This is a genomic window from Acidithiobacillus acidisediminis (genome assembly GCF_023277115.1).
GTDB lineage: Bacteria > Pseudomonadota > Gammaproteobacteria > Acidithiobacillales > Acidithiobacillaceae > Igneacidithiobacillus > Igneacidithiobacillus acidisediminis.
Window position 1 is genome coordinate 1 of sequence record NZ_JALQCS010000002.1, and the last position, 15,172, is coordinate 15,172.

A 15,172-nucleotide genomic window follows, 5' to 3' on the forward strand; every position below is an offset into this window, starting at 1 on the left:
ACTTTTTTTTAAAAAACGGTTATTCTTTTCAGCCAAATATAAGTGATTTTACCTTAGAAAAAATAGCAAATTTTGTTTACTCTTTATTGGTGCAATTAGATGTTCATTCTGGCCCGACACATACTGAAGTTATACTTGATTCCAACGGAGATGTGTTTTTAGTTGAGTCACATTGTAGGATGGCTGGAGGAGGTATTGCTGACCTTATTAATTTTGTTACCGGGATTGACTTATATGAAGTTTGGTTAGATTATTTAATTGATGGAAAATGTTTTAATGATCCTATTATTTACAAAAGAAAATACAGCACAAAAATAGTTAAAAAATACTTCTCTTTTAATCCTGGAATTATAAAGTTTATAGCCGGTATAAATAAATTTAAAATGCATAAAAATATTATAAGCTTAGAATTAAACCTTTCCGTCGGCGACGCTGTACCATTGCTTAGGTCGTCGCAAGACAGATATGGTTCTGTTACCGCTATTGGTAAGACGATAGAAGAAGCTTACGATACGGTAAATAATGTTATCGGATCGATCATCATAGATGTTGAGACCGGGATAAGTTTAAAAATTTGAATCATTGAAAATCTTATATTTTCAGAGTGAAAGTTTATTCCTTAACCTTATAAAATTTTATAATCATAGAAGCAGAATAAATAATTATTATTGCAGAAGATGAAATCAACATATTTCTTATTCCTAAATAAGATCCAATATATCCAGATAGCAAAAAGCCAATGGGAGACATTGCTACTGATGAGAATATAAAAAGAGATGTTACCTGTGCAACCATGTCATTACGGACTGTTCTTTGTATAGAGATATCTAAATAAAGGTCAATTACAGTTATTGCCATACCATAAATTATCCCTGCCACTATATACAACGGAATAGTTGATGAAAATGAAATTATTATTAACGGAACTGATAGCAATAAGATAAATAATTCGAGAAATGCTACAGGTCTATTAATTGTAAATCTTTTTATCACCAGGCTTCCAATTAGGGAGCCAATACCGCTGAAAGCTATAACGCTTCCCCAAGTAAGTGGTCCATTTGTTCTTCCAAGAAAAGTCGAAGGACCAAGAATTGTAAAGGGAGCAAAAGCAAGTATATTCAGTACTGAAAGCTGAATTAAAACATATTTAAGCCATTCGCTAGATCTAATTATTCTAATTGGATGCCTTACCTTAGATAAAAAATTTGATGAGGTTGAATCTTTTCTTTCTATATCGCTATCTACATGCATCATGGAATATAATGAAGAGCTCAAAAAATATGTAAAACCATCAATTATTATTATCAATCCTGGGTTAAAATATTCTATTAGTAACCCCGCAATTAAAGGCCCTGATATTCTCGCGATAGAAGAATAAATTCCAATGTATGAATTTACAGATTTTATATCATCTTTTCTTGCTATTAATGGTACCAATGCGCTTGCTGATGGTAAGAAGAAAGCTTCTCCAACACCAAAAACGAAAAATGAAAGTAACACCAAATATTGATTATATGATCCTGAAAAAATAGTGTAACCGATAATTAACTGTGAAACCCCGCGAGCAACTTCTGATCTAATTATTATAGTTATCTTTTTTGTTTTTCCACTCATTGCTGTTCCATATAAAAGGAAAAATATGAATGGTAGTGTTTTGCATGTAAAAGCTAAACCAAGATCAATCTTGCTTGATGTTACTGATAATATGCCAAATATAAATGCAATATTTGACATACTGCTTCCTAGTCTGGATATAAAATTGCTTGAAACCAAAAGTTTTACGTTAACGTTTTTCATTTTTGTAGTTTTGGTTTCATGATGGTGTAGTTCACCGTGAGCAGGGGTGGATAGTCGGTAGCATAAGTTGACGCCTATGCGACAAATAAAGCGACAAGCCTGCATTGTCCATGTTCCGCTTTTGGCAACCTCTATCCTGCAGGACACTTGTTAAGTCCCAAGGACACAGAGCCAGCTTTTCAATCTGTCTAGCTGTGCTCATGTTCATGCATCCTCCTCTTGGTATGGGCTTGTTCTTGGTAGAATACGTGAACAGAGTGCGCATGGTGAAGTGTTTTTTGGGGGCGGGCCCGCGGGGGGTGTGTCTGCAAGCGAAGCGCGCAGGGCTGTCGTTCATTTACCTGTCTCGTCCCGCTCGATGGCTTCCACATCCAAGCGTCCGTAATAAACCGTTTTTCCGTTTTGTGTTATGTAGTCAAAGTTGTTGGCGACGTTGGCTGCCACATCGATTGGTACGCAAGGTCCTGCTTGGATACCATCATTAGCTGGGCAATTTTGAACTATTCCATCAATACGAGTGCTGATAGCTGCTTCTTCTGCTTTGAGGCGCTTGAGCTTGCTCTCCACTTGTCGTAGATCTCGGGAATGCCACCAGACATCCACTTCTCCGGCAGCGTAAGATCCGATTCCAACGACCAGGAGTACTAATCCAGCCCAGATGGACCTTGACCATAAGGTCTTACCCAGATCGTTGCGGAAGGCATTGACCAATTTCTCTCCAGTTGAGGATACCAGTTCTGCGCTGGCAGCGGCGATTCTTCCTTTCGCAGCGATTTCGGCGTTTCTTGCAATCTCGTCAGCGGTTTCTTTCATTCGTTGCGGCAGTTCCGTGAACGTTCCGTAGTATATGTCGATGGTGACGAGGATGGGGAACATGGCGTCCCCTTGTGGTATGTCCAGGGCATGGGCAATTGCCTGGATTCTGTGTATCTGTTCCGGAGTTGGTTCATTACCAGTTATTTGTTTGATTGCCTCTCTTAGGTCAGCCATAGAGTACCTCAAATGCGGCATGCGCCGCTTCTCTGTATCTTCGCAGCGCAGATCGTTCGGCGATCTTCAACTTTTGATCGGCGTTACTCAGGGCAAGGCGTTCATCCACGATCTTGTCTGCCACCAGGTCGTTGAGTTCTGGAAACTCTATTGCCCCTGTTACTTTTGTTTTCAGTTTGCTTTCGTTGAACCGTAGAAACTTTTTTGCCTCCCCGAAGTAGGTGTTGATGATGACGTATGTTGCACTATACCCTTTGGTGTTTCTGATAAACTCATGGAGTAGTTCCAGGCTATCCCGTTGGCGATTGATTGGCCAGAGCATGATCACTTCTCTGTTCATTTCCTTTGCCACGTCAATGAGGATTCCGCCATGCTTTACCAATCCTGCGGTTGCCCTTGCTGCGGTATTTATCACGATACAGTGTTGGCTGTTTGCCTCTATGATTCCACCAAGCTTGATGTATCCTTCCTCGGTATCCATGTTGCAGATCTCACAGGGAACGATACCGCTGAGTGCCTTGTAGGTATCGGGATTACTGTCATCGCTTTCCACCAGGAGGACTTGCTCACCCCGTTCGAGCAGAGAATCTACCAGTGCCATGGAGACGGTGGATTTTCCTACACCGCCTTTCCCGCCACCGACCATGAAAATCTTGTTCATAGATCCTCCGTGTCTGGCTTCACTTCAAAAGATGCGTTGCTAGTGCTTTTCTGTTGTGCATTTAGACTGTTTTTGCTGTCAGTGTTTGTCTTTGTTTCTGTTTTCTTCTTCCTTGCCACTTTTGCTTTCTGCGATTGTGCTTTCTTTCCTTGCACGATTTCTGTGATCGTCTTTGGCAGGATACCGAACACATCCCCTTCCTTGAGGGCGGTAGCGATCTGCTTGCTCGTGTATCCTTTCTCCAGAAGCTTTTGAATGTCGCTCTTGATCGCCATGATCACGTCTGACTTGTTTCCCTTGCCGGAAAGTTCTCCCGGCTTTTGTGTCTGTTCCAGCCTGCTTAGTGCTGCCTTTGCTTTTTTGGCATATTCCTCAATGTCGTACATTCCTGATCCCTTCATTCGGTCGTTCCTATCTGTAGGATAATCCTGGCCATGATGGCTTGCAATAGTGCAAGAATTAGACTATTTTCATACTGACAAATCGTAAAACAGGATGGGACTTGTCATACATATGCGGAGCCTGTGTCTGCCAAGTCACGCCAAGACCGTTCGGCGCTACGCTTCTCACAGTCCGGATCATCCTGCAAGGGGCAAGCCCCTTGACCCCGGCCAGCGCGGCGCTATCGCTTTGCTGTCCCAGACATGGGGAGTATTGGAGGTGTGGATGCCATTTGCACAGCAAGGACCAGAGCCATTGGATGCCGTGGTCAATGTTCGCTTGACGGCGGCGGAAAAGGCCCGACTGAAAGAGGATGCCGACCTCGCGGGCGTGAGCATGTCGGAGTTGGTCCGCAGGCGTTACTTTGGCCGTCCGCTGATTGCCCATGCGGATGCCGTGATGATCAAGGAGTTGCGACGGATTGGTGGTCTCCTCAAGCATCTGCACAACGAGAGCCAAGGGGCGTATAGCCAGGAAACCGCCGCAGCGCTGACCGCCCTCAAACGGTACATCGAACAGTTGAGTGCGGAGCGTGCCTCATGATCGTCAAGAAGATCAGGAGCTATAAAGCGAAGAACAAGGCGGCGAGTATTCGCGCTTTGGTGGACTACATACGCGAACCTCACAACCGGAATCCCGCGGAGAAGGTGCTGTACGCTAACGGGCGTGGATTCTTTGGTGCGTCTCATGCTGCCCAGCGGGAAGAGATGCTTTCTCTGGCATCCGAGTCTGTACGGAGCCGAAATCCCGTCAACCATTACATCCTGAGTTGGCCGGAAGGCGAACAGCCCAGCCCGGAGCAGGTAGAGGAGGCCGTCAGCATTTTTCTCGATGAGCTGGTCCTCTCTGATCATCAGGTCATCTATGCGTTACATAAGGATACCGACAATATCCATCTGCATTTGGCCATCAACCGTGTGCATCCAGAGACGCTCAAGGTGATCGAGGTCAACAAGGGATTTGATATTGAGGCGGCGCATCGAGCCATTGCCCGCATCGAGCACGCCCAGGGTTGGCAACCAGAGCAAAATGCCCGGTATCAGGTGTTGGAGAATGGTGAACTTGGGCGGGAACATCGGGAACCAGACAGGCCACGCCAGCCCGCCCAGAAACGGCGGGACATGGAACACCGCACGGGTGAGAAATCTGCCGTGCGGATTGCCATCGAGGAAGCCGCGCAGATCCTCAAGCAAGCGCAAAGCTGGGAGCAGTTGCACCGAGAGCTTGCCGAAAAGGGGATGCGCTACGAAAAGATCGGTAGTGGGGCGACGGTGTTCGTTGGTGACATTGGTGTCAAGGCGAGTGACGTAGACCGTAACGCCAGTCTTGCCAAGATGCAGAAGCGGCTAGGTGAATACCAGCCTGCACCGCAGCGGCAGCCGGTAGCACAGCGGGAACCAGAGCCGATCAAAGATGTGCCGGGGTGGAAGGAATATATTACGGGACGAAAGGCTCACTATGAGCAGAAGAGTGCCGAAAAGATCAGAATGGATCGACAACAAGAGCGGGAACGTAATCAATTACGAGAACAGCAGAAGGCCCGGCGCGACGAACTTCTGCGCGGCAACTGGAAGGGCAAAGGCGAAGTGCTCAATGCCATGCGCAGCGTGATTGCCTCGGAACAGGCGGCAGAGAAGATTGCGTTACGGGAGAAACATCAGAAAGAACGCGAGCAGTGGAGAAAACGGTTTCGTCCCTATCCAGATTTTGAGCGATGGTTACAGATACAACAACGTCCTGATTTGGCCGAACAATGGCGGTATCGCGCAGCAGAACCGCAACGCATCGAGGGCGACCGAGACGAACCGCCGACGGTGCGGGATATTCGGGACTTTCAGGCGGAAATTGTGGGGACACAGGTGTATTACCGCCCCAAAGAAGATCGGGGCGGCGGGCGCGGGGGTGTGTCTTTTGTGGATCAGGGCAAGCGTATTGACATTTACGACTGGCGCAACCGCGATAGTGTACTTGCGGCATTGCAGCTCTCGGCCCAGAAGTGGGGGAGTTTCACCGTAACGGGAAATGACGAATACAAGGCCATGTGCGTGAAGTTGGCAGCTGAACATGGTTTCAAGATCACCAATCCAGAGTTGCAGGAACGCATCCAACAGGAGCGGCAGCGGATACAGGAAGAGAGGGCGCAGGCGATGAAAGCGGAGCAGCTCAAGCAGTTCGAGCGCTATGCCGAAGCCGTTGGCGCGGAGCGTTATCGTGTTACATCCATCAAGATGTACCCGGACGGCAAGAAGCAGACCTTCATTCTCGACAAAAAGGATGGCGTGACGCGGGGATTCACCTCGGAGGAGATTGCGCAACGGATGCCGGAGATGCTTCGTCTCCAACGTCGCGGCGAAAATTTGTACTACACGCCGTTATCGGACAAGAAACACCACATCCTCATCGATGACATGGACCGGGAGAAATTGGAGCGGCTGATTCATGACGGCTACCGGCCCGCTGTCGTACTGGAGTCCAGCCCGGGCAACTACCAGGCCATCATCACCGTGCCGAAGCTGGGGACGCCCCATGACAGGGACGTGGGCAATCGCTTGAGCGAGGCCTTGAACCGGGAGTACGGCGATCCGAAACTGTCGGGCGCCATTCACCCCCATCGAGCGCCGGGTTTTGAGAACCGCAAGCCCAAGCATCAGCGGGAGGACGGCAGCTATCCCGAAGTGCGGTTGCTCAAGGCCGAGCGTTGTGAATGTGCCAAGACGCTGGAGCTTGCCCGGCAGATCGACGCCGACTATCAACGGCAGGCACAGGAGCGGGCGCAGAAGGCCTTGGAACGAGCAGCGGTCGGGGATAGGGAAGTACAGCCTGACGCTCTCAAAATCGATTCTAGGGCCTCTAACGAGGCTGTAATGGCCTATCAGCGGCATTACCGAGATGTGGTCAAGCGACAAAGAGGCGGAGGCCTGGATCTCTCTCGCGTGGATTCCATGATTGCCGTGCGCATGCGCGTCACGGGTTTTGCGCAAAGCGCCATCGAGGGAGCGATTCGCCAATGTGCCCCCGGCATCCGCGAAAAGGAAGAGGGCCGGGACTGGGACGACTATGCCCAGCGCACTGCGCGTTATGCCTACAGCGTCGCCGGCGACCGGCAAGCCGCCGAACTGGAGAAGTACCGGCAGCAGTGGCTGAAACTGGAAGGTCGGCAGCCACAGCAGCAAAAAGAGCCCGTTAAGGTGCAGGAGATCGAGCGCGTCAGGTCGCCTGGTATGAGCCGCTAGTTGTTGTACTTCGATTGAGCTACAATCCAAATCGATTGATTTGGAGGTAGGAGATCATGGCTGCAAACGCATTTGTCCGGGCACGAATTGATGAATCGCTGAAAAACGAAGCTGCCGCCGTGCTGGCTGAAATGGGATTGACTGTTTCCGACGTGGTGCGCATTGCACTGACCAAGATTGCCAAAGAGAAGGCATTGCCATTTGAGATGCGCGTACCCAACGCGCTGACAGCGGCCACTCTGGAGAGAAGTGAACGCGGAGAAGATGTCCACCACGCCAAGGACGCTGAGGATCTGTTCAAGCAGTTGGGCATCTGATGCGACATCCCGAGTATTCCGGGCAGTTCAAGCGCGATGTGAAGCAGGCGCAGAAACGTGGAAAAGACATGGATAAGCTCAAGAAGTTGCTGGGCTTGCCCATCGAGGGGAAGCCGTTGCCCGCGGCTTATCTTGACCACCCCCTGAAAGGCGGTTGGATTGGCTTTCGGGATGCCCACATCGATCTAGATTGGTTGTTGATCTATAAGGTTTCCGGCGACGTGGTGCGTTTCGAGCGCACCGGACGGCATGCGGACTTGTTCGATGAATGAGGGCAGTATGGGGAAAATCGTGGAGAACAGCTTGGTGGCCCCTAGCTCGACGGGAAAGAGTTTTTGGGCGTTGCAAGCAGCCATGGCGGTCGCTTGTAGGGTTCCTGGCGGCGATCTTTTGGGCTTGGCCCCAAAGTAACACTGGGCGTGTAGTTTATCTTGCCGGGAAAGATCCTGAATCTGCCTTGATGCCGTGCCACGCAACGGGGAAAGCCGGCACAAGGAACACCCCTCCCCGCGCCCGCCTAGATGCCCTATGCCCTCATGGCCGTGACGCAGTCTCTGGGTGGTATAGGGCTTTTGGTTGGCGTCTTACTATTGACATGAAATGAAAAAACATTGTAAATGTAGTTTTTTAATATTAAAAAAGGTGTATTATGATCTTGACAATAGGAAATACCAAGGGGGGCGTAGGCAAAACGACTTTAGCTGTCAATCTTGCCATTGCCCGTGCTTTGCAGGGGCGGGACGTATGGCTCATAGACGGTGATCGTCAGGGTACCGCACAAACCGCCATCAATATCAGGGCCGAGTCCGGTAGCGAACCAAGCATTGCCTGTGCATCATATCCAGATGGATCAATGCTGCGTTCGCAAGTGCAGCATCAAGCAACCAAGTTTGACGATATTGTAATTGACGCTGGTGGGCGCGACTCGACCGCATTGCGCGCGGCACTGGTTCTCTCTGATGTCCTCTTGGTTCCTTTCCAACCGCGAAGCTACGATGTCTGGGCGCTCAATGACATCGCAGTGCTGGTGGACGAGGCACGTAGTGTGCGTGATGGTTTACGGGCTGTTGCGGTGCTGAACTGCGCTGACCCTGGTGAGAATTCGACTGATAATACTGAGGCTGCCGCCGCCGTTGCGGATGTTCCTCAATTCCAATACTTGCCGATACCCATCCGTCGTCGAAAAGCGTTTGCCAATGCAGCTGGAGCTGGATTGTCCGTGCTTGAAATCAGACCTACAGACAAAAAAGCAGCCGATGAAATAACAGCACTTGTAGAAGCATTGTTTTAATATTAAGATAATATCTTTTTGATATTCATGAGGTGCTGCGATGGCAATCACAAGACCGAAGCCAAAAGATCAATCAACGTCTGCTGATGCTTTCATTTCTGGTGCTCCAGACGCACAGCGTCCGCGTGGTGTTCGGAAGGGGAACAAACAACAAATTAGCCTGACGATTTCGCCAATGCTACTGCAAAAGGTAGACGAGCTGGCGGCGGAGTTGGGACAGTCACGAGCCGCTATCATCAACATGGCGGTATACCGTGCTGTTGAGCATGGTCTCATCATTGATGGGCTCGGCAAAAACGTGCCATGAAAAAAGTCGGAACAGTTGTGAATGAGCTGCTCAACCTTGATCCGAGGACGCAAACATCGACTGAGACACCTGTCTCAGGAAAAGAGGCATCTCCCAGGGGGAAAAGCAGTAAGCGTGACTCAAACTTGGTTGAAGCGAGTGCTAGAATTGCTATGTCTCCGCCGAGCGGAGATGACATGTCATTTACTCATGCTGTTCTCTGCCAAGTTGGGTTACCCAGATCGAAGGTGGAAGGTCGTGAGTTTCTGCGTCAATCTGGATCGGCATGGGTAAATGTGCAAGCAGGTGTCTTAGACGAGGGGAAGGGGCCTGTCTTACAGCCAGTTCCTTACGGAGCGATGCCTAGGTTGGCACTGACTTGGGTATCTACGTATGCAAAAAAACATAACACACGAGAAATTCACATTGGCGATAGTGCCGCTGAGTTTCTACGTATCATGGGTATGGACGACCAAGGCGCACGCTATGCAACTCTGCGGAAACAGATGCATGCGTTAGCTGCTTGTAGATTGCAGATTGGCTATATGGGACGCACCTACAATGGGCAGCCGGTAGAACAATTTGATGCTTGGGTGGCTGATAAAGGGCATCAGCAAAAAGCCTTTTGGCCGGGCGTCATGATGCTTTCTGAGAGTTACTTTCAGCAAATAAAAGAAAACGGCGTTCCACTTGATAACCGAGCATTGTTGGCCTTGAAGGGATCAGCTCTTGCTCTCGATGTTTACACGTGGCTTGCGCATCGGCTGTATCGCATTGATGGTCGCCCATTAATCCTTCATTGGAAAGGCCTGCGGGAGCAGTTTGCCCAAGAGTATAAAGGAAAAGATCCAGATAAGAATTTCAAGAAAGAATTTGTTCCAGCGACCAAGGCGGCTCTTGCTGTCTATCCAAAGGCCAAGGTGAAGTTTGTCCCCGGAGGCCTGATGCTGATGTCATCTCCCCCACCGATTCCCCAGCGGGACGACTGACCGAATCTCACAAAGGATGTGGACAAGGCTGTGAATTCAGGAAGTTATCCACGTTAAATCGCCCCCCCCAAAATCGTTAAATCGCCCCCCCTACCCCCCCTCTTTTCTCGTTAAATCGCCCCCCCCAAAATCGTTAAATCGCCCCCCCCCTAAACCGATAGGTAAAACCGTTAAGAAAACCGATAGATAATCCTGTAGTTGGCAACCACTTTCTGTGAATAACTCCGGCGATAGCTGCTTTTCGGGCCAAAGGAGCGCTCGGAGCCCCGATGTTGTCGGGTCGAGCGCGGGGTATTCGCCGCGGGAGACGTGCCGTCTCCCCTGTCCTCGGTCGCTCCGCTCCCTCGCGGCGTCGACCCCTCTGGGGGACTTCGCCCCCCACTGCCTACGGCAGCGGCTCCCCCCTAAATCTTAACAAAGCGAGGGTAGTCGGTATCGCTTTCCTGTACATCTTGCTCCTTCCTCGATGCGGTGAGTTATCCCCAAAAGCTGTGGGCGATCCTGTGGGAAAAAGGCCTAGCGTATGATGGGATTTTCACTTTTCCCCATGTTCCAAAACAAGCGGCCAGAAACGGCCTGATTTTGCGTCTTTTTAGCCTGGGCGGTACTACCCTGCCACTACAGTCAAGAAAATCGATCCTGGGGCAAGTTTGCGGCCTTGGCGTGGCTGTTTGGTCAGCATCCTTGTCTCGATCTTTTCCGGGCCACTTTGGAAACCCGCAAATTTCTCCCCGCTAAGCGCGTTCGGAGGCCGGTAGCCAGCGGTACAGCGTCGGGACGGATACCCCGAGATTCTTGGCCACTTCCCTTGGTGGAATCCCGCTGGCCAGCAGCTTCTTGGCAGAGGTTACCTTGCTCTCGGTCATCAGCCGCTTTCTGCCAGGCACCCGACCCAGCTTGCGGGCGGCTTCCAGGCCTGCGCGGGTGCGCTCCCGGATCAGGTCCCGCTCCATTTCGGCCAGGCTGGCCATGACGTGAAAGAAAAACCGTCCCGAGGGCGTCCCGGTGTCAATGGCGTCGGTCAGGCTCCTAAACTGCACCCCACGGGCTTCCAGACTGCCAACCAGATCGATTAGGTTCCGCACGCTGCGGCCCAGACGGTCGAGCTTCCAGACGACGAGGGTATCTCCCGCGCGCAGCAGCTCCAGGGCCTTTTCCAGGCCTGGGCGTTCGGCCCGGGCACCGCTGATTCGATCCTCCAGGATTTTTTCGCAGCCGGCCTTGCATAGGGCTTCCCGCTGTAGCTCCAGGTTTTGCTCCTGGGTGGATACTCGGGCATAGCCAATCAGCATGGGGACTCCTGAGATTCTCGATACTCATTGCCAAGGTACTAAATCGAGAGCGCCATTGCAAGAACGATTTTTGAGAATGCCCAGCCTTTGAACTTCGGCTGTGGTCAGGATGCTGGGACCGCTTTCTCAAAAACCACCGGTTGTGAGAGGCGCAACCCTGGTCTTGACACCGGCGTGAGATCTCTTCCGGTTTTCCGCGACCGGCAAAATGTCTAGTATCAACCTAAGGGCCGCGCGATTGACAGGAGTACCCAAAATGGATGCCGAGTTGCCTTCCATCATTTCCGAGTTTGAGACTCCCGAGCAGGAGGCCAGTTACACGGCCTGGCTGCAGGCCAAGACTGCCGCCAGTATGGCCGATCCGCGTCCAGGGATTCCACACGACGAGGTCGAGCGGCGCATGGCCGAGCGGTTGGCAAAACTCAGGCTTCGCAAAGTGTCCTGATGCTGCCCATCTTCTGGCTGGAGTCTGCGGATGCCGATCTGGCCGCCATCACAGAATACATCGGGCAGCACGATGTACGCGCAGCCGAACGGCTGTGGGAACGCTTGCGCTCCTGCGTGTTGCCGCTGTCTGAACATCCCTACCTGTACCGCATGAGTGACCGCGTGCCTGGCTTGCGTGAAATCGTCGCGCATCCCAATTACCTCGTGCTCTATCGTGTCACGTCCACCTGCATTGAGATCGTGAACGTAGTGCATGCCCGTCGAGAGTTTCCCTAGTTTCCTCGCTTTGGGCTGCATCTAAAAGCCTTGCTTTCGGCCCTGCGCGCTTCGCTTGCAGACACACCCCCCGCGGCCGGCCCGTGAAAAGATGGTGTAATAAATACTTGGACTGTGGATGCCCTGGTGCAGGCCTCGGTGTTGTGGTGCCTGCCGTTCGAGGATCCAGCAGGGGATGTGCGTGGGGGGGATTGTAATAATAAATAGTAGTAGTACAATACTACATATTACCTACTACATTTGAGGGGTTTCCGATGGCCATTTCCCGAGAAGAGATCTTTGCGGCGGCGGATGCGCTGGTTGCCGCCGGTGAGCGTCCGACCCTGGAGGGTATCCGCAAGAAGACCGGCGGCAGCTACACCACGATTTCCCCGATTCTGAACGAGTGGAAGGCCCGCCAGGCGGTGCAGGGCGCCCCGGTACGGGAGCCGATCCCCCAGGTGGTACAGGACAAACTGCGGGAGGTTGGCGGTGAGATTTGGCGGGTTGCTTCGGACTTGGCCAACACCCGTCTGGCAGCAGAGCGGGAGGCCTTGGAGAAGGTTCGCGAGGAGATCGAGGCCGAGCGAACGGAAGCGGTAGAGCTGGCGGATCGGCTGAACGGTGAACTCGAAGGCCTCAAGGCACAAGTGGCCACCCTGGAGGCCTCGGAGGCCGCGGCGAAGGACGAAGCCGATTGCCTACGGGGAGAATTGTCCCAGGTGCGAGAAGAAGCGGCAGGCCTGCGCGGAAAGCTCGAAGCGAGTCAGGAGCAGATAGCCGTACTCCTGGCCAAGTTGACTCCGACCAGTGAGGAGCCGGTCCATGAGACGAAGGAGAAACCAGCGCGGACGAAGAAATAGGGTTTGTTGGTCACAGAAAGATAGATGGGAATCTGGACGCGAAACGACCCCGCGAGGGAGCCGAATCTGTTCAGAAACCTGGGTGTTCAGAAAACGATGGTTTTAACAGGCCGCTGAAAAACCGATCGATAAAATCCACTCGGCGTCTATTTTTCTCGAAAAACGCGGCCTGAAGGCAGTTCTGGACGGATTTTGTGCGGTTTTTTTGGTCAATCTGCCCGGTTTCCCGAACTCTGGACGCAGCACCCCCATCACGCCACCCCCAGTCGTGCCATACGCACCAGATTGTAGGCGGTGGACACCAGGGTGAAGTGCAGCCCGACCCGTTCCAATCCACGAAATCGCGTTTTGCGCATCCCGCCCACGGTCTTCATCCACCCAAAGATCGACTCGATCCGCTTGCGTACACGAATGCTGATGCTGTACCCGACATGACGGGTAGTGCGGCCATCTACCGCGGATCCCTTGCACTTACGGGCCACGTGCGGGGTGACATTCCGATTACGAAGGTCCTGGACGAAGCCATGACGATCGTAGCCCTTATCGGCGCCCAGGGTGATCCGTTGGCTTCCACCCAGCTCATCCATGAGCTGTAACGCAGCATCCACCTCTGCTGTCCCATCCGCCGTGGTGACCTGCTCTCCGGCAATCAAGCCATGGCGGTTGTCCATGAGCACATGCCCCAGATACGCCAGCCGCGAGGCATCCCCCGGTGCCTTCTTGTAGAGACGGCAATCGGGGTCCGTGATGGAAGCGTGGGTATCATTACTGCGCTTCTGCCCACGGAAATCCGAGCCGTCGCCCGTGAAATGCCGTTTGTGCGTAGGTACCAAGGTGGCATCGACGATTTGCCCTGCGTGCGGTTCCAGATCGTGGTGTGATCGAGAATATTAGCTGAGTGTTACCTGTCCACAGAAACGTAGGAAACTGCGGTGATCAAGAACCTGAAACTCGGTCTGCTCGTCGGAGAGTCCATACATACGCTTGATGATCAGAATCCGCACCATCACATCTGCAGGGTACGGCGGGCGACCACTCTTGGGTTGCGCGTGACGCGATACAATCCTTTCGATGGCATCGGCCTTCACTGCTTGCTAATGGTCTGCCAGAAGGTCGTTTATTGCTGTCGTTCGCCGCGCAATCATCAAAGACAATCTTTCTAAATCGACGCCATTCTACTAACTTCGTGACACTAATGGGCTATTCGATGCGCCCTCTTAATGACGATGTTGACAAACCTATAAAAACATGATATTAGTAAGTGGGCTATTTTAGTTTCCTCAGCCCTATTTTACCCGTGTATTATGCATTTAAGGAGATATAAAATGGGATACAAAGTAGTTAACACATTTGTTGGAACGGATTGGGCACGTCCAAGTCAGAAGAGTGAAGTTGAGTTGCACATGACTTTGCCTGTTACTCCAGATTTGGCGAAGAATCTGAATAATTTAATTGCAGCTGGAAGTTGGGAAATTGCTGCTAAACAGCTTGCCGATGTTTATCCTCAACATCAGGATATTATCCACAAGTGGTTTGCAGCATCAAAAGAACGGGCGTCAAGCGGAGAATCGAAAACTTCATCAGCTGCATAATTATCAGAAAGTGGAAAATTTGACTATGTTTTTAACTTATTTGGGGGCAAAGACCCCCATTTTAACATGGTAAATGAAAAACAATATATTGCTCTGATTGGTTATGATAGCGAGATTGTTGATCGAATAAGGTTTTCTGGTCTTTTAATTCTTCTTATTGAGCATAAGGAAAATATAAATAGTGAAATGTTAAGAAATGTGGACGATGTGATTTTAATTAATTATAATGATACAGAAATGCTAATAAACAATATATCAATTTTTAAAAAAAGTGGCAAAATAATAAAATTTGCGATCTCTAATTATGATTTCGGCTTAAAAGCAATGAGTAGTATTAATAATTTTTTATCACTTAAATATGGTAATGAGTCAGCTATAAAATACACAAGAGATAAGTTCATGATGAGAAGAGATATTGAAAAAGCGGCTTCTATTCCATGCGCAGAGGTGAAAAGTAAAGAATCTGTCAATGCATTTATAGCTCAATATGGTTATCCAGCTATTATTAAACCAAGAAATGGGCTTGGGAGTTACGAGATTTACCTAATTGAAAATAGAAATGACGAAGAAAATTTTGTTTTTTACTCCAAAGAAATGTTAATAGAGAAATTTATTCAAGGGCGACTTTTTTCTGTAGAAGCATTTTCATGTTGCAATTCGCATATCATAGTAGCAGTTGTTGAAGAGTATATATTAGGAAAAAATGATTTTTTTGGAA

General features: G+C 50.4%; 20 protein-coding genes. 13 read left to right on the forward strand and 7 right to left on the reverse strand.

Translation table 11 applies throughout. The annotated features are described in order from the left end of the window. Window positions 1–578: hypothetical protein (locus M5D89_RS14010; RefSeq protein WP_248886486.1), on the forward strand; the 578-nt coding region annotated here is incomplete at its 5' end. 34 nt (window positions 579–612) lie between these two features. Here M5D89_RS14010 and M5D89_RS14015 read toward each other — a convergent pair. The 4 genes from M5D89_RS14015 to M5D89_RS14030 all read right to left on the reverse strand — a co-directional run bounded on the left by M5D89_RS14015 (window position 613) and on the right by M5D89_RS14030 (window position 3,834). Next, the gene (locus M5D89_RS14015) at window positions 613–1,902 is read right to left on the reverse strand and encodes an MFS transporter (protein ID WP_346347745.1); all 1,290 of its coding nucleotides are present in this window, start codon (window positions 1,900–1,902) and stop codon (window positions 613–615) included. A gap of 228 nt (window positions 1,903–2,130) precedes the next feature. Beyond that, a complete protein-coding gene (locus M5D89_RS14020) occupies window positions 2,131–2,787 on the reverse strand; it encodes a hypothetical protein (RefSeq protein WP_248886488.1) in 657 nt (218 codons plus the stop codon). Next, window positions 2,780–3,448 carry a nucleotide-binding protein gene (locus tag M5D89_RS14025; protein ID WP_248886489.1) on the reverse strand — a complete coding sequence of 223 codons (669 nt, stop codon included), beginning with the start codon at window positions 3,446–3,448 and terminating at the stop codon, window positions 2,780–2,782. The genes M5D89_RS14020 and M5D89_RS14025 overlap by 8 nt, the downstream gene beginning before the upstream one ends. Beyond that, window positions 3,445–3,834 carry a hypothetical protein gene (locus M5D89_RS14030; RefSeq protein WP_248886490.1) on the reverse strand — a complete coding sequence of 130 codons (390 nt, stop codon included), beginning with the start codon at window positions 3,832–3,834 and terminating at the stop codon, window positions 3,445–3,447. The genes M5D89_RS14025 and M5D89_RS14030 overlap by 4 nt, the downstream gene beginning before the upstream one ends. 280 nt (window positions 3,835–4,114) lie before the next feature. On the opposite strand from M5D89_RS14030, the gene M5D89_RS14035 reads away from it, so the two are divergent. The 7 genes from M5D89_RS14035 (at window position 4,115) to M5D89_RS14070 (ending at window position 10,005) form a co-directional block, all read left to right on the forward strand. Beyond that, window positions 4,115–4,432, forward strand: coding sequence for a plasmid mobilization protein (locus tag M5D89_RS14035; RefSeq protein ID WP_248886491.1), 318 nt, complete (start codon window positions 4,115–4,117; stop codon window positions 4,430–4,432). Beyond that, window positions 4,429–7,122, forward strand: a complete 2,694-nt coding sequence (gene traI / locus M5D89_RS14040; protein ID WP_248886492.1) for a TraI/MobA(P) family conjugative relaxase — start codon at window positions 4,429–4,431, stop codon at window positions 7,120–7,122. The genes M5D89_RS14035 and traI overlap by 4 nt, the downstream gene beginning before the upstream one ends. A 56-nt stretch (window positions 7,123–7,178) precedes the next feature. After that, entirely contained in the window at window positions 7,179–7,439 is a 261-nt protein-coding gene (locus M5D89_RS14045; RefSeq protein ID WP_248886493.1) for a type II toxin-antitoxin system RelB/DinJ family antitoxin, read from the forward strand. Then, window positions 7,439–7,711: a type II toxin-antitoxin system RelE/ParE family toxin gene (locus M5D89_RS14050; RefSeq protein ID WP_248886494.1), complete on the forward strand. Its 273-nt coding sequence runs from the start codon at window positions 7,439–7,441 to the stop codon at window positions 7,709–7,711. Before M5D89_RS14045 ends, M5D89_RS14050 begins: the two co-directional genes overlap by 1 nt. A 377-nt stretch (window positions 7,712–8,088) precedes the next feature. Continuing rightward, window positions 8,089–8,730, forward strand: a complete 642-nt coding sequence (locus M5D89_RS14060) for an AAA family ATPase (RefSeq protein WP_248886495.1) — start codon at window positions 8,089–8,091, stop codon at window positions 8,728–8,730. 40 nt (window positions 8,731–8,770) lie between these two features. Beyond that, window positions 8,771–9,037: a ribbon-helix-helix domain-containing protein gene (locus M5D89_RS14310; protein ID WP_283103197.1), complete on the forward strand. Its 267-nt coding sequence runs from the start codon at window positions 8,771–8,773 to the stop codon at window positions 9,035–9,037. Beyond that, the gene (locus M5D89_RS14070; RefSeq protein WP_248886497.1) at window positions 9,034–10,005 is read left to right on the forward strand and encodes a replication protein RepA; all 972 of its coding nucleotides are present in this window, start codon (window positions 9,034–9,036) and stop codon (window positions 10,003–10,005) included. Before M5D89_RS14310 ends, M5D89_RS14070 begins: the two co-directional genes overlap by 4 nt. 734 nt (window positions 10,006–10,739) lie before the next feature. Here the strand turns inward: M5D89_RS14070 and M5D89_RS14075 are convergent. Next, window positions 10,740–11,297: a recombinase family protein gene (locus M5D89_RS14075; RefSeq protein ID WP_248886498.1), complete on the reverse strand. Its 558-nt coding sequence runs from the start codon at window positions 11,295–11,297 to the stop codon at window positions 10,740–10,742. 256 nt (window positions 11,298–11,553) lie between these two features. Here M5D89_RS14075 and relB point away from each other — a divergent pair, with 256 nt between their 5' ends. The 3 genes from relB (at window position 11,554) to M5D89_RS14090 (ending at window position 12,862) form a co-directional block, all read left to right on the forward strand. Further along, window positions 11,554–11,742, forward strand: coding sequence for a type II toxin-antitoxin system RelB family antitoxin (gene relB, locus M5D89_RS14080; RefSeq protein WP_248886499.1), 189 nt, complete (start codon window positions 11,554–11,556; stop codon window positions 11,740–11,742). After that, the gene (locus M5D89_RS14085; RefSeq protein ID WP_248886500.1) at window positions 11,742–12,020 is read left to right on the forward strand and encodes a type II toxin-antitoxin system RelE/ParE family toxin; all 279 of its coding nucleotides are present in this window, start codon (window positions 11,742–11,744) and stop codon (window positions 12,018–12,020) included. The genes relB and M5D89_RS14085 overlap by 1 nt, the downstream gene beginning before the upstream one ends. 254 nt (window positions 12,021–12,274) lie before the next feature. After that, a complete protein-coding gene (locus M5D89_RS14090; RefSeq protein WP_248886501.1) occupies window positions 12,275–12,862 on the forward strand; it encodes a DNA-binding protein in 588 nt (195 codons plus the stop codon). A 251-nt stretch (window positions 12,863–13,113) separates the two neighbouring features. Here M5D89_RS14090 and M5D89_RS14095 read toward each other — a convergent pair whose 3' ends face one another. Both M5D89_RS14095 and M5D89_RS14535 read right to left on the reverse strand, forming a co-directional pair. Further along, window positions 13,114–13,710 carry an IS5 family transposase gene (locus M5D89_RS14095; RefSeq protein ID WP_248886504.1) on the reverse strand — a complete coding sequence of 199 codons (597 nt, stop codon included), beginning with the start codon at window positions 13,708–13,710 and terminating at the stop codon, window positions 13,114–13,116. 42 nt (window positions 13,711–13,752) lie between these two features. Beyond that, complete coding sequence (locus tag M5D89_RS14535) at window positions 13,753–13,950, reverse strand: transposase (RefSeq protein WP_346347746.1); 198 nt, start codon at window positions 13,948–13,950, stop codon at window positions 13,753–13,755. Window positions 13,951–14,187: 237 nt separating this feature from the next. On the opposite strand from M5D89_RS14535, the gene M5D89_RS14105 reads away from it, so the two are divergent. Further along, a complete protein-coding gene (locus M5D89_RS14105; protein ID WP_248886502.1) occupies window positions 14,188–14,454 on the forward strand; it encodes a hypothetical protein in 267 nt (88 codons plus the stop codon). Window positions 14,455–14,520: 66 nt separating this feature from the next. Continuing rightward, window positions 14,521–15,172, forward strand: a 652-nt coding sequence (locus M5D89_RS14110; protein WP_248886503.1) for an ATP-grasp domain-containing protein, incomplete at its 3' end; no start/stop codon positions are given.

Bases quoted from the DNA above. Each gene is read 5' to 3' on its own strand.
- M5D89_RS14015 (WP_346347745.1), bottom strand. From the start codon at position 1,902: ATGCAGGCTTGTCGCTTTATTTGTCGCATAGGCGTCAACTTATGCTAC.
- M5D89_RS14020 (WP_248886488.1), bottom strand. From the start codon at position 2,787: ATGGCTGACCTAAGAGAGGCAATCAAACAAATAACTGGTAATGAACCA.
- M5D89_RS14025 (WP_248886489.1), bottom strand. From the start codon at position 3,448: ATGAACAAGATTTTCATGGTCGGTGGCGGGAAAGGCGGTGTAGGAAAA.
- M5D89_RS14030 (WP_248886490.1), bottom strand. From the start codon at position 3,834: ATGTACGACATTGAGGAATATGCCAAAAAAGCAAAGGCAGCACTAAGC.
- M5D89_RS14035 (WP_248886491.1), top strand. From the start codon at position 4,115: ATGCCATTTGCACAGCAAGGACCAGAGCCATTGGATGCCGTGGTCAAT.
- traI (WP_248886492.1), top strand. From the start codon at position 4,429: ATGATCGTCAAGAAGATCAGGAGCTATAAAGCGAAGAACAAGGCGGCG.
- M5D89_RS14045 (WP_248886493.1), top strand. From the start codon at position 7,179: ATGGCTGCAAACGCATTTGTCCGGGCACGAATTGATGAATCGCTGAAA.
- M5D89_RS14050 (WP_248886494.1), top strand. From the start codon at position 7,439: ATGCGACATCCCGAGTATTCCGGGCAGTTCAAGCGCGATGTGAAGCAG.
- M5D89_RS14060 (WP_248886495.1), top strand. From the start codon at position 8,089: ATGATCTTGACAATAGGAAATACCAAGGGGGGCGTAGGCAAAACGACT.
- M5D89_RS14310 (WP_283103197.1), top strand. From the start codon at position 8,771: ATGGCAATCACAAGACCGAAGCCAAAAGATCAATCAACGTCTGCTGAT.
- M5D89_RS14070 (WP_248886497.1), top strand. From the start codon at position 9,034: ATGAAAAAAGTCGGAACAGTTGTGAATGAGCTGCTCAACCTTGATCCG.
- M5D89_RS14075 (WP_248886498.1), bottom strand. From the start codon at position 11,297: ATGCTGATTGGCTATGCCCGAGTATCCACCCAGGAGCAAAACCTGGAG.
- relB (WP_248886499.1), top strand. From the start codon at position 11,554: ATGGATGCCGAGTTGCCTTCCATCATTTCCGAGTTTGAGACTCCCGAG.
- M5D89_RS14085 (WP_248886500.1), top strand. From the start codon at position 11,742: ATGCTGCCCATCTTCTGGCTGGAGTCTGCGGATGCCGATCTGGCCGCC.
- M5D89_RS14090 (WP_248886501.1), top strand. From the start codon at position 12,275: ATGGCCATTTCCCGAGAAGAGATCTTTGCGGCGGCGGATGCGCTGGTT.
- M5D89_RS14105 (WP_248886502.1), top strand. From the start codon at position 14,188: ATGGGATACAAAGTAGTTAACACATTTGTTGGAACGGATTGGGCACGT.